The organism is Actinophytocola oryzae (assembly GCF_004364325.1).
GTDB lineage: Bacteria > Actinomycetota > Actinomycetes > Mycobacteriales > Pseudonocardiaceae > Actinophytocola > Actinophytocola oryzae.
In genome coordinates this window covers 1-21,178 of sequence record NZ_SOCP01000040.1, presented here as the reverse complement: position 1 = coordinate 21,178, position 21,178 = coordinate 1, and the positions used below count along the sequence as shown (strand labels likewise).

At 73.0% G+C, this 21,178-nt stretch carries 2 protein-coding genes; both read right to left on the bottom strand.

The genetic code is table 11. From position 1 onward, the window contains the following. On the bottom strand, positions 1-5,890 hold a 5,890-nt coding region (locus CLV71_RS47220), incomplete at its 3' end, for a non-ribosomal peptide synthetase (RefSeq protein WP_133909531.1). Continuing rightward, positions 5,890-21,178, bottom strand: a 15,289-nt coding sequence (locus CLV71_RS47215) for a non-ribosomal peptide synthetase (RefSeq protein WP_133909530.1), incomplete at its 5' end; no start/stop codon positions are given. The genes CLV71_RS47220 and CLV71_RS47215, both read right to left, overlap by 1 nt.

The window sequence follows — 21,178 nt, the reverse complement described above, 5'->3', positions numbered from 1 at the left end:
CCCCGGCCGTGTCGTTCCACGACGCCAACAACCCACACTCGGACTCGCTCAACAGGTCCACACGACACACTGGGACGTCAGAATCGGCCGTGACGTCGCCGAGCAGCCGGACGAACCGGTCCAGGAGGCGCCGCGCCGCGTCCTCCGGGAGGAGATCGGGCCGGTAGCTCAGCCGGAGGACCAGTTCGCGGCCAGGGATGCCGAGCAGTCCGACGGTGTAGTGCGACGCGTCGCCGCCGGAACCGCCGAACCCGGTGACGCGCACGGCGTGGTCGGCCGTGACGGCCCGGTTGTCGACCGGGTAGTTCTCGAAGACGACGTGCGTGTCGAACAGGTCACCAAGGCCCGCCTGCCGCTGGATCTCCGTCAGCCCGACGTGGTGGCAGCCGACCAGCGCCGCCTGCTCCCGTTGCACGCGTGTCAGCAGGCCGCCGAACGACTCGGCGGGGTCGACGCGGACCCGGACCGGGACGGTGTTGATGAACAGCCCGAGCATGCGGTCGCTGCCGGGCAGTTCGGGCGGCCGCACGGTGACCGTGGCACCGAACACGACGTCGCCGCTGTTGGTCACACGGCTCAACAGCACACCCCACAGGCTCTGCAGGACGGTGTTGAGGGTGATGCCGAGGGCACGGGCCCGTTCGGTCAGTGCGGCCGTCGCCGCCGCGGTCAGCCGCGCCTGGATCGACGCGGGCGGCACGGGCACGTCCCGCACCGAGGTCGCCGGGACGAGCCGGGTCGGCTGCGGCAGTCCGCGCAGCGCGACGCGCCACGCCTCCAGTGCGGCGCCCGGGTCCTGGTGGCCGAGCCACTCGAGGTAGCGGCGGTACGGGGGGACGTGCGGGAGCCCGGCCGGGTCGGCGCCTGCCCGGTACAGCGTCAGCAGTTCGGCCATCAGCAGCGGCACGGACCAGCCGTCCAGCAGGATGTGGTGGTTGGTGAACACCAGCCGGAAGTCGTCGTCGGCCATCCTGACCAGGGTGAACCGCAGCAGCGGCGGGCTGGCCGGGTCGAACTTGCGCCGCCGGTCGTCGGCGAGTTCCCGGCGCAGCCTGCCGGCACGCACGTCGTCGGCGAGGTCAGCGAGGTCGATCTCGCGCCACGGCACGTGGATCCGGCCGGGCACGACCTGGACCGGGGCGGGCAGCCCGAGGTGCCGGAAGCCGGCGGCCAGGTGCGGGTGGCGGTGCAGCAGCGCGGTCGCGGCGGCACGCAGCACGTCCGGCCGGACCGGGCCGGTGAGCGCCAGCACCTGCTGCACGCGGTACGCGCCGTCGTCCGCCGCCGTGGAGTGGAAGTCGTAGAGCGCGTGGAACCACAGGCCCTGCTGGAGTGGGGCGAGCGGCAGCACGTCGGCGACGCCCGCGGGCGACCGCTCCCACTCCTCGATCACGTGCTGCGGCACGGGCGCCAGGAAGTCGGACGGTGTGTGGCCACCCGCGTGGGACCCGGCCAGTTCGGTCAGGACCGTGAGCCAGGAGTCGGCGAGGTCACGGATCTCCCGTTCGGTGAGGGCGTGGCCGGGCCAGGACCAGGTCGCCGTCAGCTCGGCACCGTCGGCGCGGTCGTGGGTGACGGCGTTGAGGTCGACGAGGTGGCGGGCCGGTGCCGGTGCGGTCGCGGTGGGGATGGCGAGTGGCGCGCCGTCGGAGGCGTCGGACCGGGCCGCGAACCGGCCGAGGTAGTTGAAGCCGACGACCGGTTCGGGCAGCGGCGCGAGTACCGCCGCGGTGTCCGGGTTGAGGTGGCGCAGCAGACCGAAGCCCAGCCCGTTGTCCGGGACGGCACGCAGCTGTTCCTTGACGCGCTTGACCGCGCTCACGAGGTCCTCGCCTGCGCCGGGGTCGAGGCGGACCGGGTACATGCTGGTGAACCAGCCGACCGTGTCGGAGACGTCCACGTCGGACCCGGCCGCGGCCGACTCCCGCCCGTGGCCTTCGAGCCGGACCAGCACGGGGGTGGTGTCGATGCCGAACCGCCTGCGCCACCGCACCAGGGCGACGGCGAGGGCGGTCAGCAGGATGTCGTTGACACCGCCGTGGAACGCGGCGGGCACGGCGGACAGCACGGCGGCCGTGGTGTCCGGCGGCAGCGACACGGTCAGCGACCGCACCGACGCCGCGGTGTCGCGCCGGGGGTCGAGTGGCCGCGCGGTGGACAGCGGGTCGGGTGCGGCGAGCATCGCCGACCACAGGGGAAGCTCGGCGATGCGGTCCGCGCCGAGGGCCTGCTCCCCCAGCAGCCGCGACCAGCGCCGCCACGACGTGCCCCTGTTGGTGCGCCGCCAGGTGCCGCCGTTGCGGGCGGTGTCCCAGGCGGCCCGCAGGTCGGGCAGCAGCACCCGCCACGAGACGCCGTCGACGACCAGGTGGTGCAGCACCAGCAGCAACCGGCCGGACGCGTCGCCGTGGTCGAACCACACCGCCCTGACCATGATCCCGTCCCGGGGCGCCAGTCCGGCCACCGCGGCGGCGGCTTCCCTCGCCCGCACCGCCTCACGGTCCGCACCGGCCACTGTGGACAGGTCGATCCTGCGCACCAGGTCGATCGCGCGGACCGAGCCCGGCGGCGGGATCCACGCCTCGACGTCACCGACTCGCATGCGCAGCGCGTCGTGCTCGTCCAGTACGGCCTGGAGGCCGGCGACCAGGACCGGCTCGGCGATGCCGACCGGCACCTCGACGGTCATCGCCTGGTGCAGCGTGCCGACGTCGGGGCCACCGCCGCCGAGCAGCCAGTGCACGATCGGGGTGAAGGCCGCGGCGCCCACGCCGTCGTCCGTCTCGCCGGTGGCCTGGGTGTGGGAGGCGACGGCCGCCAGCCCGGCGACGGTCGGGCTGTCGAACACGTCCCGCACCGACAGCACGAGCCCGGCCGCACGGGCGCGGGACACCAGGCGCAGCGCGATGATGGAGTCACCGCCGAGGTCGAAGAACCCGTCGTCGACGGACACCTTCGGCAGCCCCAGCACGTCGGCGAGCAGTGTGCACAGCAGTTCCTCGGCCGGCGTGCCCGGTGCGCCGCCGCGCCCGGCGCCCGCCGCGAAGTCGGGTGCGGGCAGTGCCCCGCGATCCAGCTTCCCGTTCGGCGTCAACGGCAGGTCCGGCACGATCACCACGGCGGCAGGCACCATGTGGTCGGGCAGCCGGTCCCGGAGATGGTCGCGCAGGAGGACGGGCAGGGCGTCGGTCGCGCCGTGCGCCACCGCGTACGCGACCAGCCGGGGCGGCCCGGCGCCGTCCTGCCGGACGGTGACGACGGACCGTGCCACGGCGTCGTGCGCGGACAGCGCGGCCTCGACCTCGCCCGGCTCCACCCGGAAGCCCCGCACCTTCACCTGGTCATCGGAGCGCCCGACGAACTCCAGCTGACCATCGCGCCGCCACCGCACCACATCGCCCGTGCGGTACATCCGCTCGCCAGAACCGAACGGACACGCCACGAACCGGCCTGCCGACAACGCGGGACGTCCCACATAGCCTCGCGCCACCCCGGCACCCGCCACGTACAGCTCACCCACCACACCCGGCGGCACCAACCGCAGAGCACCGTCCAGCACGAACACCCGCGTGTTGTCCAGGGGGCCGCCGATGGGCACGGTCCCGGTCCCGTCCAGGGCGTGGCTCATCGTGGCGACGACGGTGATCTCGGTGGGGCCGTAGGCGTTGAGCACCAGCCGCCCGTTCGCCGACCAGCGTCGCACCAGGTCCGGCGGCAGCTCCTCGCCACCGCCGATGACGCACGACAGGCCCGGCACGCTCTCGACGGGCAGGGTCGCGAGGACGGTCGGCGGCAGCAGCGTGTGCGTCACGCCCTCCCTCGCCACGAACGCCGCGAGCTCGTCCCCGGCGAGCCGGTCGGGCGGCAGCACGAGCGTGGCACCTGCGGCCCACGCCGGCCACGTCTCCAGGACGGTGGCGTCGAAGCTCGCCGACGCCCACTGCATCACGCGGCTCGACGGCGTCACGGCGCAGCGCCCGGCGAGGAAGGCGGCGAGGTTCGGCACGCCCGCGTGCGGCACCTCGACCCCCTTGGGGCGGCCGGTCGTGCCGGAGGTGTAGATCACGTAGGCCGGGTGCGCGGGCGACAGGGCGCCGTGGCGGTCGGCGTCGGTGAGGTTCCCGGCCGCCATCCCGGCGACGCCCGCGCGCACCGCGTCGTCGTCGAGGGCGACCGTCGCGCCGGGGACCGCGGTGGCCGCGACGACGCACACCGGGCGGGCGTCGGTGAGCATGAAGTCGATGCGTGGCCGCGGGTAGTCCGGGTCGATCGGCACGTATGCCGCGCCGGTCTTGAGCACCGCCAGCATCGCGACGGGCAGGTCGGCCGACTTCGGCAGCACCAGCGCGACACGGCGTTCCGGGCCGGCGCCCAGCGTGACCAGGTACCTGGCGAGCCGGTTGGCGCGTGCGTTCAGCTCGGCGTAGGACAGGGCGGTGTCCAGGAAGGACAGTGCGGTCGCGGCCGGAGTACGCGCGGCCTGCTGTTCGAACAGCTCGGGCAGCGTGCGGATCGGGTGGTCGCGGCGGGTGTCGTTCCACGCGGTGAGCGTCTGGTGCCGTTCGTCGCGGGTGAGGAGGTCGAGCGACGCGAGCCGTCGTTCGGGTGTGCGGGCCACCGTCTCCAGCAGCCGGGTGAACCGGCCCGTGAGGGCGGTGACCGTTTCGGCGTCCAGGACGTCGGGGCGGTGGGTGAAGCGCAGCGTCAGGTGCGTGCCGGGGGTGACGACCAGGCTGAGCGGGTAGTGCGACGAGTCGCCGCCGGTGCCGGTGCGGCGGGTCAGCCGCACACTCGCGTCGACCCGGTCGGCACGCTCGGCGACGGGGAAGTTCTCGACCACGGTGAGCGTGTCGAACAGCTCGTTCGTGCAGGCGATCCGGTGGATCTCGGCCAGTTCCAGGTGCTGGTGGCCGAGCAGCGCGGTCTGCTCGCGGTGCAGGCGGGTGAGCAGCGCGGCCATCGACTCGCCCGGTCGCAGCACCACCCGCACCGGCACCGTGTTGATCAGCAGTCCGATCATGTGGTCGCTGCCTGCCAGCTCCGGCGGCCGTACCGACACCGTCGTGCCGAAGACGACGTCGTCGCTGCCGGTCAGGTGACCGAGCAGCACCGCCCAGGCGCCCTGGACGATCAGGTTGAGCGTCACGCCCCAGGTGCGGGCGCGGGCGGTGAGCTCGGCGGTCAGGTCGGCGGGCAGTGACAGCTGCGTCGCGACCGGCTCGACGGCCGTGCCGCGCACCGAGGCCGCCGGCGCCAGCCGGGTGCCGCCGTCCAGGCCGGCGAGCGCTGTCCGCCACGCCGCCTGCGCCGCGGCCCGGTCCTGGCCGAGCAGCCACTCCAGGTACTTCCGGTACGGCGGCACGTGGGGCAGCGCGTCGGCGCCCGAGGAGTAGGCGAGGAACAGCTCCCGGAACAGCAGCGGCACCGACCAGCCGTCCAGCAGGATGTGGTGGTTGGTGAACACGAACCGGAAGTCCCGGTCGCCGAGCCGGACCAGGGTGAACCGCAGCAGCGGCGGCCGGGTGGGCTCGAACCGGCGGCGACGGTCCTCGGCGAGGATGTCGGCCAGCCGCCGCGCCCGGTCCGGGGCGGGTAACCGGGACAGGTCGAACTGCCGCCACGGCGGTTCGACGTCGCTCGGCACGACCTGCACCGGGAAGTCCAGGCCCTCGTGGAAGAACCCGGCCGCCAGGTGCGGGTGGCGGCGCAGCACGACGCCGACGGCCTCGCGCAGGGCCTCCGGCCGGACCTCGCCCTCCAGTTCCAGCACCTGCTGCACCAGGTAGACGTCACCGTCCACATCGGACTCCAGGCCGTACCGGGCGTGGAACCACAACCCCTGCTGCAACGGGGACAGCGGCAGGATGTCGGCTGGCTTCGTCGCGGCCATCACTGGTCCTTCCAGGCGGCTTCGATCCGGTCGATGAGGCTCTGGTCGAGCTGGACCAGCAGGTCCGACGGCGTGAGGCCGCCGGCGAGGGGGACCCTGGCGTGCGTGACGAGCCCTTCGAGCACGGCCGACCACGTGTCGGCCAGGTCGGCGATCTGCTCGCGGGTGAACAGTGCACCCGGCCATGACCAGTGGGCGGTCAGTTCGGGGCCGTGGGGCCGGTCGTGGGTGACCGCGTTGAGGTCGAGGACGTGGCGCAGCGGCACCGAGGGGTCGCCTGCCGCGGGCACGGTGAACAGTGCCGACTCCCCGGCTCCCGGCGCGTCGCCGGTGTCCGAGGCGAAACGGCCGAGGTAGTTGAAGCCGATCAACGGTGCCGGGAGCGCCGCGAGAACCGGAGCCGTCTCGGGGTTGAGGTAGCGGAGCAGGCCGTAGCCGAGTCCGTTGTCCGGGACGGCACGCAGTTGTTCCTTGACGCGCTTGACCGCGTCGCCCAGTTCCGGTCCGCCCTCGGCAAGCTGTTCGGGGCTCGCGGCGCCGGGATCGAGGCGCACCGGGTACATGCTGGTGAACCAGCCGACCGTCGCGGACACGTCCGCGCCGAGGGCGTCGCCCTCCCGGCCGTGGCTCTCCAGTTCCACGAGCACGGCGGTGCCGCCGGCTCCCTGCCGGTGCCGCCACCGGCCGACCGCCAGCGCGAACGCGGTCAGCAGCACGTCGTTCACGCCGCCGTGGAACCGCGCGGGCACCTCGGAGAGGACCGCCGCCGTGACGGCCGAGGACACGGTGGTGGTCAGCGACCGGGCAGAGGACACCGTGTCCAGTGCCGGGTCGAGTGGCCGGGGGGTCGGCAGTCCGGCCGGGTCGGCCATGCCCACCCACAGGTCCAGTTCCGCCACCCGGGCCGGGCTGGTGGCCTGCTCGTGCAGCAGCCGTGACCAGCGCCGCCACGACGTGCCACGGTGACCGCGCCGCCACGTCCTTCCGGTGGCCGCCGCCTGCCAGGCGGCCAGCAGGTCGGGTACCAGGACCCGCCAGGACACGCCGTCGACCACGAGGTGGTGGGCGACGAGCAGCACCCGGCCGCGCTCGGCGAACCACACGGCCTGAACCATGACCCCGGCCTCGGCGTCCAGCCGGGCGACGGCGGCTCTGGCCTCGCCGGTGATGTTCTCGGTGGTGCCGTCGTCGGTACCGTCGTCGGTACCGTTGACGACCCGCACGCGGTCGGTGGCCCGTACCGCGCCTGGTGGCTGGATCTCCGGTCGGCCGGTGTGGTCGACCCGCATGCGCAGCACGTCGTGCTCGTCCAGGAGCGCCTGCACGCCGGCCACCAGGTCGGCTTCGGTCAGGCCGGTGGGGGTGCCCACCATCATCGACTGGTGGAACCCGGCGACCGAGGGCCCGTGACCGCCGAACAGCCATCGCATGACCGGCGTCGGCTCGGCGGGGCCGAAGGCGACGTCGTCCTCGTCCGCGACCGTGGTCGACTCGGTCGCCACCAGGGCCAGCGCCCCCGGGCTCGGCGAGCCGAACACGTCCCGCACCGAGACGACAAGGCCGGCTTCACGCACCCGGGCGACCAGCCGCAGCGCGGAGATCGAGTCGCCGCCCAGGTCGAAGAACCTGTCGCCGACACCCACCTCCGGCAGCCGCAGGACCTCCGCGAAAAGCCCGCACAGCAACCGTTCCCGCGCCGTGCGGGGCCCGCCGCCGGTTCCGGCGACCGCGGCGAAGTCCGGGTCGGGCAGCGCGTCGCGGTCCACCTTGCCGCTGCGGGTGAGCGGCAGGGCGTCGAGCACGAGGAAGGCCGAGGGCACGAGGTAGTCGGGCACGCGCTCGCGGAGGAACTCGCGTAGGCGTTCGCCGAGGGCCGGCGAGTCGTCTGCCCGCACCACGTAGGCGACGAGCGCGCGCTCGCCCGGCGTGATCTCCCTGGCGACGACCACGACGCCGGCGACCGAACCGTGGGCGGCCAGCACGGTCTCCACCTCGCCCGGCTCCACCCGGAAGCCCCGCACCTTCACCTGGTCATCGGACCGCCCGACGAACTCCAGCTCCCCATCACGACGCCACCGCACCACATCACCCGTGCGGTACATCCGCTCAGCGGCACCGAACGGACACGCCACGAACCGTTCCGCGCTAAGGCCGGGGCGCCCGAGGTAACCGCGCGCCACCCCGACACCGGCCACGTACAGCTCGCCCACCACACCCGGCGGCACCAACCGCAGGCCACTGTCCAGCACGAACACCCGCTTGCCCGGCATCGGACGTCCGATCGGGACGCGGTCGTGCGGCGGCTCGGCGGTGACGCGGTGCCAGGTGGCGAACGTGGTGGTCTCCGTCGGCCCGTAGCCGTCCACGACGCTCAGATCGCGGCAGGCGGCCCGGACCCGGTCGACGGCGGCCGGGGACACGACACCGCCGCCGGTCCACACCTCGCGCAGCCCGAGGAAACAGGCGGGTGCGGTCTCGGCGAGGACCTCGAACAACCCGGACGTCACCCACATCGCGGTGACGCCCTGCCGGACGGCGGCACGCACCGCGTCGGCGTCCACATCGCCCGTGGCCACGACGACACCGCCACCGGACAGGAGCGGCACCCACAGTTCGTACGTGGCCGCGTCGAACACGTACGGCGAATGCGACAGCACCCGCTCGTGTGCGCCGCCCGCGAAGCAGTCCGCACGGGCGAGCCCGACGACGCCCGCGTGCGAGACGACGACGCCCTTCGGCACCCCGGTGGTACCCGACGTGTACATGATGTACGCGGCATTGTCGACGGTGAGCGAACGGGAGACCGCCGCCGAGGGACAGCCTGCCGACTCGTCGACCGTGGCCCTGTCCACCACCGCGACCGGCCGGGTGTCGGCCGTCATCAGCTCGATGCGCCCCGCCGGGTAGTCCGGATCGATCGGCAGGTACGCCGCACCCGTCTTCACCACGGCCAGGATCGCCACGACCAGTTCCGGCGACCGGGGCAGCAACAGGCCCACGACGCGTTCCGGGCCCGCGCCACGCTCGACGAGCAACCGCGCGAGCCGGTTGGCACGCACGTCCAGTTCGGCGTAGGTGAGGTACCGGCCGTCGCAGGTGACGGCGACCGCGTCCGGGGTCCGCGCGACCTGCCGTTCGAACAGTGCCGGCAGGGTGTCGGCGGGCGGATCGACCGGGGTGGCGTGCCATTCGGTGAGGATCGTGCGCCGTTCGTCGGCCGTGAGCAGGTCGACGTCGCCGAGCCGCCGGCCGGGGTCCGCCGTGACCGCCTCGAGGAGCAGCTCCCACCGGCGCAGCAGCGACTCGATGGTCTCGCGGTCGTACAGGTCGGTGCTGTACTCGACCCAGCAGCTCAGGCCCGCGGGCTGCCCGTCCCCGGCGCGCCGTTCCCGGAGGCTGAACGTCAGGTCGAACCGCGAGTTGGCGCCGGTGTCGCGATCCTGCCTGCTGACCGTCACGCCGGGCAGCTCGAAGCCCGCGCCCGCGTTGTTCTGCAACACGAGCATGACCTGGAACAGCGGGTGGTGGGCGAGGGACCGGTGCGGGTTGAGCACCTCGACGAGCCGCTCGAACGGCACGTCCTGGTGTTCGTACGCGGACAGCGCGGTGTCCCGCACCCTGGCGAGCAGTTCGGCGAACGTCGGGTCGCCGCCGGTGTCGGTGCGCAGCACCAGGGTGTTGACGAAGAAACCCACCACGTCGGCGACTTCCTCGTCCATCCGGCCCGCGACCGGGGAGCCGATCGGCACGTCGGTGCCCGCGCCCAGCCGGGTCAGCAGTGCGGCGAGCGTCGCCTGCAACACCATGAACACACTCGCCCCGCCTGCCAGAGCGGTGGCCGCGACGCGGGCATGCAGGCCGGCGTCGAGGTCGGCGTGGACGGCGGCGCCGCGATGGGACGCGACCGCGGGACGTGGCCGGTCGCCGGGCAGGGTGGCCTGCGCGGGCAGCCCGGCGAGGGCCTCGGTCCAGTACGCCACCTGACCGGCGACCGGGCTGTCCGGGTCGTCCGGGTCACCGAGCAGTTCCCGCTGCCAGAGCGCGTAGTCGGCGTACTGGACCGGCAGCACCGGCCACACGGGCGCGTTGCCCGCGACGCGTGCCGTGTAGGCGTGGGACAGGTCGCGCAGCAACGGGCCCATCGACCAGCCGTCGGTGGCGATGTGGTGCACGACGAGTGTGAGGACCCAGGCGTCGGTGAGCCGGAACAGCGCCGCACGCACGGGGATTTCCCCGGCGAGGTCGAACCGGTGACCGACGACCTCGGCGACCAGTCCCGGCAGGTCCTCCCCCGTGGTGTCGGCGACGGGCAACGCGGCCGTGGTGCCGGCGGGCAGGATCGTCTGGCAGGCCACGCCGTCGAACTCGGTGATGGTGGTCCGCAGCGACTCGTGCCTGGCGAGCACGTCGGCCAGCGCGGCACCCAGTGCGGCCGGGTCGAGGTCGCCGGTCAGCCGCAGCACGACCGGCATGTTGTACACGGAGTTCGGGCCGTCGAGCCGGTGCAGGAACCACAGGCGCCGCTGCGCGAACGACACCGGGATCCGCTCCGGCCGGGCGGCGGGCACCAGCGGCGGGCGCGCCGCACCGGTGGCCGCGCGTACCCGGCGCGCGAGCCCGGCGACGGTCGGCGACTCGAACACGGCCCGCACCGACAGCTCCACCCCCAGCACCGCACGCACCCGCGACACCAGCCGGGTCGCCAGCAGCGAATGCCCGCCCAGGTCGAAGAACCCGTCGTGGACACCGACCCTCGGCACGCCGAGCAGCTCGGCGAACAGCCCGCAGAGCAGTTCCTCCCTCGGGTCGCGGGCCGCGCCGCCGCGACCCGCGGTGGCGCCGAGGTCGGGCGCGGGCAGGGCACGCAGGTCGACCTTGCGGTTGGTGGTCAGCGGCAGCGCGCCGAGGACCACGACGGCCGATGGCACCAGGTACTCGGGCAGCCGCTCCCGCAGGAACTCGCGCAGCACGGCCGGTTCGCCGTGCGTGGCGGCGTCCGAGGGCACGACGTAGGCGACGAGCCCCCGGTCGCCCGGGAGGTCCTCGCGAACGGTCACGACGGCCTGCGCGACCGTCTTGTGCGTGGACAGCACGGCCTCGACCTCGCCTGGCTCGACCCGGAAACCGCGGATCTTCACCTGGTCGTCCGACCGCCCGACGAACTCCATGGCGCCGTCGCGGCGCAGGCACACCAGGTCGCCCGTGCGGTACATCCGCTCCCCCGGCACACCGAACGGACACGCCACGAACCGGTCCGCGGTCAGCCCCCGGCGCCCGAGGTAGCCGCGGGCCAGGCCGGCACCGGCGAGATACAGCTCGCCCGCCACACCCGGCGGCACCGGCAGCAGGCCGTCGTCCAGCACGTAGGCACGCATGTTGGCGATCGGCGTGCCGATCGGCACCTGCCCGTCGACGTCGCCGAGCGGGCCGGTCATCGTGGCACCGACGGTGGTCTCCGTCGGGCCGTAGCCGTTGAGCAACCGCCTGCCCGCCGACCAGCGGGACACCAGCGGCGCCGACACGGACTCGCCGCCGACCAGGATGGTGTCCACACTGGACAGAGCACCGTCCGGCAGCGTGGCGAGCACGGCGGGCGGCAGCGTCGCGTAAGTGATGGCGTTACGGTCGATGAACGCCGCAAGCTCGTCGCCTGCCATGCCGCTGTCCGGCAGCACCAGCCGGGCACCGGACGCGAGTGCCAGCCACACCTCCCACACGGTGATGTCGAAGCTGAGCGACGCGAACTGGAGCACCCGGTCGTCCTGGCCGACGGCACAGCGGTCCACCGCGACGGCCGCCAGGTTGGGCAGCCCGCGGTGGGACACGACCACACCCTTGGGCAGGCCGCTGGTGCCGGAGGTGTAGATGACGTACGCCGCGTTGTCCGGTCGCAGCGGCGCGACGCGATCGGCGTCGGTGAGGTCGCCACCGTCGAGGGCGGCGACGGTGTCCCGCGTCGACGGGTCGTCCAGCACGATGCCGTCCGGCGCGATGTCGCCCGGCAGGCCGTGCCGGACGGTGAGAACGCACACCGGCTGGGCGTCGGCGAGCATCAACCGGATCCGTTCGGCCGGATGGCCGGGATCAATCGGCAGGTAGGCGGCACCTGCCTTGAGCACCGCCAGCAGCGCCACGACCATGTCCGCCGACCGGGGCACGGCAAGGCCGACCAGTCGCTCCGGCCCCGCCCCGAGCGCCGCGAGGTGCCGGGCCAGCCGGTTGGCTCGCGCGTTCAGCTCCGCGTAGGTGGTCGTGTGGTCCTCGAACTCCACCGCGACCGCGTCCGGTGTGCGTGCCGCCTGCTGTTCGAACAGCACCGGGACCGGCACCGGCGGCACGTCCCGTGCCGTGTCGTTCCACTCGATCAGCATCCGGTGCCGTTCCGCGCCGGACAGCAGGTCGACCCCACCCACCCGGCGGTCGACGTCCCGGGTCAGGGCGTCCAGCAGCCGCACCCACCGCCCGACGAACGCCTCGACCGTCTCCCGGTCGTACAGGTCGGTCGTGTACTCGAGCCACCCCCGGATGCCGTCGGGAGCGCCGTCGGCGGTCCGCTGTTCACGCACGCTGACCGTCAGGTCGAACCGTGCCTCACCGCTCCCGGCCACCCGTTCCCGGGTCACGCGCAGGCCGGGCAGTTCGGCACCGGCCTCGGCGTTGTTGTGCACCACCAGCATGATCTGGAACAGCGGGTGGTGCGCGAGGGACCGGTGCGGGTTCAGCACGTCCACCAACCGCTCGAACGGCACGTCCTGATTGGCATACGCCGACAACGCCGTCTCCCGCACCCGACCCAGCAGCTCCGCGAACGACGGATCACCACCGGTATCCGTCCGCAACACCAACGTGTTCACGAAGAACCCGACCAGGTCATCCAACGCCTCGTCGGTACGACCAGCCACCGGCGTGCCCACCGGGATGTCCGAGCCCGCACCCAACCTGCCCAGCACCCCGGCCAAACCCGCCAGCAACACCATGAACACACTCGCGCCGCCGGACCGCGCGGCGGCCAGGATCCGGTCGTGCAGGTCGGGACCGATGTGCACGGCGATCCCGGCACCTCGGTGAGACGCGACCGCGGGGCGCGGTCGGTCTCCCGGCAGACCGACCTGTTCGGGGAGGTCGGCGAGTTGCCGTGACCAGTACGCCAGCTGCCGGGCCACCGGACTGCCCGGGTCGTCCAGGTCCCCGAGCAGTTCCCGTTGCCACACCGCGTAGTCGGCGTACTGCACGGGTAACGGCGTCCAGTCCGGCGACGCGCCGGCCACCCGCGCCGCGTACGCCCGAGACAGGTCCCGCAACAGGGGCGCCATCGACCACCCGTCGGCGGCGATGTGGTGGACCACCAGCACCAGCACGAACTCGCCTGCCGCGACCCGCAGGAGCGACGCCCGCAGGGGCGGTTCGCTCGCCAGGTCGAAGCTGTGACGGGTACACACGGCCATGGCGTCACGCAGCGCCTCACTGTCCACATCGGACAGCGACACCGGACCGCCGGAGCCGACGGGGAGGACGGTCTGTGCGGGCTCGCCGTCCACCTCGGTGAACACGGTGCGCAGCGACTCGTGCCTGCCTGCGACGTCGCGCAGGGCCGAGTTCAGCGCGGTCACGTCGAGGTCGCCGGCGATCCGCAGGGCGAGGGAGACGTTGTAGGTGGAGCTGCGCCCCTCGAACTTCTGCAGGAACCACGTGCGCTGCTGCGCGAACGACAGCGGTACCCGCTCCGGCCGGGCGATCGGCACCACCGGCGGGCGCACCGCGGCGCCCGCGGCGCGTACCCGTCGCGCCAGGCCCGCGACCGTGGGCGCCTCGAACACCGCCCGCACCGACAGCTCCACACCCATGACCACACGCACCCGCGACACCAACCGCGTCGCCAACAGCGAATGCCCACCCAGATCGAAGAACCCGTCCGCCACCCCGACCTCGGGCAACCCCAGCACCTCGGCGAACAACCCGCACAACAACTCCTCCCGCGGATCCCGCGGGCCGCCGCCACTGCCGGCCTGTGCCGTGTAGTCCGGCCTGGGCAGGGCCCGCAGGTCGACCTTGCCGTTGACGGTCAGCGGCACGTCGTCGACGACCACGACAGCGGCAGGCACCAGGTAGTCGGGCAGGCGCTCACGCAGGAACTCACGCAGCACCGGCGCGGGCACGCCGGCCCCGGCAGGCACCGCGTAGGCCACCAGTGCGGGTTCACCGCGCTGGTCCTCGCGGACGGTGACGACGGCCCGCGCGATCGACTCGTGGGTGGACAGCACTGCCGCCACCTCGCCGGGCTCGACGCGGAAACCCCGGATCTTCACCTGGTCGTCCGACCGTCCGGCGAACTCCAGCTGACCGTCACGACGCCACCGCGCCAGGTCCCCCGTGCGGTACATCCGCTCACCGGAACCGAACGGACACGCCACGAACCGGCCCGCCGACAACCCCGGCCGCCCGAGATATCCCCGCGCCAGGCCGAGACCGGTGACGTACAGCTCGCCGACGACCCCCGGCGGCACCGGCCGCAGCCGGTCGTCCAGCACGAACACCCGGGTGTTGTCCAGGGGGCGCCCGATCGGGACCGGCCCGTCCTGCCCGAGTGGACCGCTCGCCGTCGCACCGACGGTCGTCTCGGTGGGGCCGTAGCCGTTGACCAGGCGGCGGCCGACCGACCAGCGGGACACCAGGTCCGCCGGGACGGACTCGCCGACCAGCACCACGGTCGTCAGGCTCGGCACACCGTCGACAGGAAGCGTCGCCAGCACCGCGGGCGGCAGCGTCGCGTGGGTGACGGCGTGCCGGTCGACGAACGCCGCCAGCTCGCCGCCGGTCGCCCTGCTGTCCGGCAACACGAGCGTCGCGCCTGCCAGCAGCGCGATGAGTGTCTCGGCGAGGGCGGCGTCGAAACTGGCCGACGCGAACTGGAGCATCCGGCTGCCTGCCGTCACGCCTGCCCGCCTCGCCATCGCGGCCGCCAGGTTCGGCACGCCGCGGTGCGAGACCAGGACACCCTTGGGGCGGCCGGTCGTGCCGGACGTGTAGATGACGTACGCCGCGCTGCCGGCACGCAGTGGACGAACACGGTCGGTGTCGGTGACGTCGTGCCCGGCGTGGCCGTCGAGCGGCTCGTCGACGCGGACGGCCGCCAGCCCGCGCAACTCGGGGAGCGCGCCGAGAACGTCCTGTGTGGACACGACGCAGACCGGCCGCGCGTCGGCCAGCATGAACCGGATGCGATCGGGTGGATAGTCCGGGGCGACCGGCAGGTACACCGCACCCGCCTTGAGCACGGCGAGCAGCGCGACGACCAGGTCGGCGGACGGCGGCACGGCCACGGCGACACACTGTTCTGTGCCTGCCCCGAACTCGATCAGCCGCCGGGCCAGCCGGTTGGCCCTCGTGTTCAGCTCCGCGTAGGTGGTGGGCCCGGAGGCCGACACGACGGCAACCGCGTCGGGCGTTCCCGCGGTCTGCCGCTCGAACAACGTCGGCACGGTGCCCGGCGGCGGCTCGACGACGGTGTCGTTCCACTCGACCAGCAGCCGGTGCGCTTCCCGCTCGGTGAGCAGGGCGACGGAATGCAGCGGCTGCCGCACGTCGTGGGTGACGCCCGCCAGGAACCGGACCCACCGCCCGACCAGCGACTCGACCGTCTCCCGGTCGAAGAGATCGGTGCTGAACTCGACACGGCCGGACAGGCCGGCGGGTGCGCCGTCCGCACCGCGACGCTCACGAAGGCTGAACGTCAGGTCGAAGCGGGCGTGGCCGGTCGTGACGCGTTCCCTGGTGACGGTCAGCCCGGGCAGGTCGAGGCGTGCCTCGGCGTTGTTCTGCAGCACCAACATGATCTGGAACAGCGGGTGGTGCGCGAGCGACCGGTTCGGGTTGACGACGTCGACCAGCCGTTCGAACGGCACGTCCTGGTTGACGTAGGCGGACAACGCCGTCTCCCGGACGCGGCCCAGCAGCTCGGCGAACGTCGGATCGCCGGAGGTGTCGGTGCGCAACACCAGGGTGTTGACGAAGAAACCCACCAGCTCGACGAGCGCGTCGTCCAGCCTGCCCGCCACCGGCGACCCGATCGGGATGTCCGTGCCGGCCCCCAGCCGGGTCAGCAGCCCGGCGAGCGCGGCCTGCAGCACCATGAACACACTCGCCCCGCCTGCCCGGGCGACCTCGACGATCCGCGCGTGCACGGCCGCGTCGATCTCGAACGTCATGTTCGCGCCCCGGTGTGCCGCCACGCGTGGCCGGGGCCGGTCGGTCGGGGGCCCGACCTGCTCCGGCAGGTCGGCGAGGGCACGCCGCCAGTGGTCGACCTGCGCCGCGATGGTGCTGTGCGGGTCGTCGAGGTCGCCGAGCAGCTCGCGTTGCCACACGGCGTAGTCGGCGTACTGGACCGGCAGCGGACGCCACCCCGGTCCCCTGCCCCCAGCCCTGGCCGTGTAGGCGGTCGCGAGGTCGCGCAGCAGCGGTGCCATCGACCAGCCGTCGCCCGCGATGTGGTGCACCACGAGCACCAGCACCCAGGCGTCGGTGAGCCGGTACAGCACGGCGTGCACGGGGAGGTCGGTCGCGAGGTCGAAGCGGTACCCGACGACGTCCGACACGTCGGGCAGGTCGGCCGAGCCGACGTCCACCACCGGCAGCGGCACATCAGGCGGGTCGAGGACGGTCTGTGTCGGCACACCGTCGAGTTCGGTGAACACGGTGCGCAGTGCTTCGTGCCTGCCGACCACGTCGGACAGCGCGGCACGCAGTGCGTCCGGGTCGAGGTCGCCGGTGAGGCGAACCGCGATCGGGATGTTGTAGAGCGGGTTCGCGCCTTCGAGCCGGTGCAGGAACCACAGGCGCTGCTGTGCGAACGACAGGGGAAGTCGTTCGGGTCGCGGCGCGAGCGTCAGCGCGGGCCGCACGACGCCGCCCGCGGCACCGGCGAGCCGCGCCAGCCCGGCGACCGTGGGTGCCTCGAACACCGCCCGCACCGACAGCTCCACGCCCATGACCACACGCACCCGCGACACCAACCGCGTCGCCAACAGCGAATGCCCACCCAGATCGAAGAACCCGTCCGCCACCCCGACCTCGGGCAACCCCAGCACCTCGGCGAACAACCCGCACAACAGCTCCTCCTGCGGGTTGCTCGGCCCGCCGGTGTGGCGGCCGGCGCGGGCGGCGAAGTCCGGCCTGGGCAGTGCCCCGCGGTCGACCTTGCCGTTGGCGGACAGCGGCAGCGTGTCCAGCAGGACGATCGCGGCGGGCACGAGATAGTTCGGCAGCCGGTCCCCCAGTGCCGCACGCAGCGCCGCGTCCGTGGTGGGTCGCGCAGCGTCCGGCACCACGTACGCCACGAGGCTCGGCTCGTCGTGCCGGTCGTTCCAGGCCGTCACGACGGCCCGGGACACGCCGTCCTGCGCGGCCAGCACGGCCTCGACCTCGGCCGGCTCGACCCGGAACCCGCGGATCTTCACCTGGTCGTCGGTGCGCCCCAGGTACTCCAGCTGCCCGTCGCGCCAGCGGACCGCGTCCCCGGTGCGGTACATCCGCTCGCCCGATCCGAAGGGGTTGGCCACGAACCGGCCCGCCGTCAACGCGGGCCTGCGCCAGTAGCCCCGAGCGAGGCCGGCACCGACCAGGTACAGCTCGCCGACGACACCGGGTGGCACCGGTCGAAGGCCGTCGTCCAGTACGTACGCCCGCAGGTTCGGCACCGGCACGCCGATGGGTGCCCTGCTCGGCCAGTCCGCGACATCCTCCGGGAGCGGGCACGACGTGGCGACGTGGGTTTCGGTTGGGCCGTAGTGGTTGTAGAGCCGCCGGCCGCCCGCCCGGCAGAAGCCGCGGACGCGGCCGTCCAGCCGTAACGCCTCACCGGCCTGGATCACCCGGCGCAGCGCGGGCAACGTCCTGCCCGCCTGGTCCGCGGCCTCGCACACCGCGTCGATCACCAGGTTGGGGGCGAAGAGTTCGGTGACCGCCCGGTCGTCGAGCCACACGGCGAACGCGGTCATGTCCCGTCGGGTGTCCGCGTCCGGCACGACGAGCGTCCTGCCGGACAGCAGCGCGAACAGGATCTCCTGGGCGGAGACGTCGAAGCTCAGCGAGGTGAACTGGGCCGTGCGAACCCCTGCCGCGGGTACCGCCAGCTCCTGGTCGGTGGCCGCCATCAGGTTGGCCAGCGCGCGGTGTGGCAGCACGACGCCCTTGGGGGTACCGGTCGTGCCCGAGGTGTACATGACATAGGCGGGGCTGTCCGGCGTGAGCCCGGGGACGCGCGGATCGTCGTCCGGCATGCCTGACACGTCGGGTTCCTCGGCGTCGAGCACGCACACCGGGTCGGCGTCGGCCAGCATGTACCGGATGCGTTCGGCCGGGTACTCCGGATCGACCGGCAGGTAGGCCGCCCCCGACTTCAACACCGCGAGCAGGGCGACGACCATCCGCACGGAACGCGGCACGGCCAGTGCCACGACGCGTTCCGGCGCAGCGCCCGACGCGATCAGCCGGTGGGCCAGCCGGTTGGCCCGCGCGTTCAGGTCGGCGTAGCCGACCGACTCGTCCTCGAACTCCACCGCCACCGCGTCGGGTGTCCGCGCCACCTGCCGCTCGAACAGGGCGGGCACCGGCAGCGCGGTGGACTCCCGGTCCGTGTCGTTCCACTCGACCAGCACCCGGCGGCGTTCGGTGTCCGTCATCAGGTCGATGCCACTCAGCGGCAGGCGCACGTCGCGTGTCACGGCGTCCAGCAACCGCAGCCACCGGGCGACCAGGGACTCGATCGTGCTTCGGTCGTACAGGTCGGTGCTGTACTCGACTCGCCCGGTCATGCCGGTGGGCCCGTCGTGCTCGTCACGACGCTCGCGGAGGGCGAACGTCAGGTCGAACCGGGTGCTCCGGCCCGTGACCCGCTCGCGAGTCACGGTCAGGCCGGGTAGTTCCAGGCTCGCCTCGACGTTGTTCTGCAACACCAGCATGACCTGGAACAACGGGTGGTGCGCCAACGACCGGTGCGGGTTCAGCACGTCCACCAACCGCTCGAACGGCACATCCTGATTGGCATACGCCGACAACGCCGTCTCCCGCACCCGACCCAGCAGCTCCGCGAACGACGGATCACCACCCGTGTCGGCCCGCAACACCAAGGTGTTCACGAAGAAGCCGACCAGCTCGTCGAGTGCCTCGTCCATCCGGCCCGCGACCGGTGAGCCGATCGGGATGTCCGTGCCCGCGCCCATGCGCGTCAACAGTCCCGCGAGCGCCGCCTGCAGCACCATGAACACACTCGCGCCCGCCGCCCGCGCCGCCGCCACGACCCGCCCGTGCACCACGGGATCGATCTCGAAAGCCAGCACGGCCCCGCGATGGGAGGCCACCGCGGGGCGCGGACGATCACCCGGCAGGCTCACCTGCTCCGGCAACCCGGCGAGCCGGTGCGACCAGAACTCCACCTGCCGCGCCACCGCACTACCGGGATCGTCGAGACTCCCCAGCAGCTCCCGCTGCCACACCGCGTAGTCCGCGTACTGCACCGGCAACGGCGACCAGTCCGGTGCCGCGCAGGCCACCCGTGCCGCGTAGGCGCGTGAGAGGTCCCGCAGCAACGGGGCCATCGACCAGCCGTCGCTGGCGATGTGGTGCAGCACCAGCGCGAACACCCACTCGTTCCCGTCCCGCGACAGCGACGCACGCAACGGCAGCTCACCTGCCAGGTCGAACGGGCGCCACACTGCCTCGGCCACGTTCGCACCGTCCACTTCGGTCACGGGGAGCGGCACGTCGACGTCGGGTGCCAGGATCGTCTGCACCGGTTCGCCGTCGACCTCGGTGAGGACCGTCCGCAGCGGCTCGTGCCGCGCGACGACGTCGGCCAGTGCCGCGCGCAGTGCGGCCGTGTCCAGGTCGCCGGTCATCCGCAGCACGATCGGCACGTTGTAGGCGGGGTCGGCCCCTTCCAGCTGGTGCAGGAACCACAGGCGTTGCTGGGCGAACGACAGCGGCACACGCTCCGGCCGCGTGACCGGTGTCAGCGCGGGCCGTGCGACCCCGGTCGCGCGTTCGGTGAGCCGCGCCAGCGCGGCGGCCGTGCCGGACTCGAACACGGCACGGACCGACAGCTCGACGCCGAGCACCGCGCGAACGCGCGACACCAACCGCGTCGCCAGCAGCGAATGCCCACCCAGGTCGAAGAAACTGTCCTCGATGCCGACCCTCGCCAGCCCGAGAACCTCGGCGAACAGCCCGCACAGCAGCTCCTCGTGCGGCTTGCGCGGGGCGGCGACGCCGGCAGTCGTGGTGAAGTCGGGTGCGGGCAGTGCCGAGTGGTCGACCTTGCCGTTCGGTGTCAGCGGCAGCGAACCGAGCAGCACCACCGCGGCCGGCACCATGTAGTCCGGCAACCGTTCCCGCAGGTACTCACGCAGTGCCGCGGGAGTGGTGCTCGCCGCGACGGCATAGGCGACCAGGCGGGGGTCACCGTGTGCCTCGGCGCGCACTGTCACGACCGCCTGCGCCACGTGGTCGTGCCCGGCGAGCACCACCTGGATCTCGGCCGGTTCCACGCGGAAACCGCGGATCTTCACCTGGTCGTCGGCGCGCCCCAGGAACTCCAGGTTCCCGTCTTCCCGCCACCTGGCCACGTCCCCGGTCCGGTACATCCGCTCGCCCGACCCGAACGGACACGCCACGAACCGGTCGGCCGTCAAACCGCTACGCCCCAGATAACCCCGCGCCACGCCCAGACCCGCGAAATACAGTTCACCCGCCACACCCGGTGGCACCGGTCGCAACCGACCGTCGAGCACGAACGCCCGGATGTTCGTCATCGGCTTCCCGATGGGCACCGGGCCGTCCGCCAGACCGTCTTCCGGGACCGGATAGTCGGTGCAGCCGACGGTGACCTCGGTCGGGCCGTAGTGGTTCACGATCGACACACCCGGATGGGACGCCCGCCAGCGCTCCAGCTCGGTGCGTCCCGCGGCAGCGCCACCCACCATCAACTGCACCGACGGGCCGAAGTCCTCGGGCAATGCGTCCATCGCGAACGACAGGTGCGCGGGCGTCATCTTGACGAACGTGTACGACACCCCGTCCCGGCGCGCACGTTCGGCCAGCGTGTCGTCGAAGGCCGCCACGTGCACCAGACCGCCCGAGGTCAGCGCGCCGTACAGTCCCGTCACGATCGCGTCGAACGAGATCGACGCGTGCAGCAGCGTGGCACCCCGCAGGCTGGGGTAGGCGGTCGCGCACCGCACCACGTAGTTGGTGAGCGACCGGTGCTCGACCACCACACCCTTGGGCCGCCCC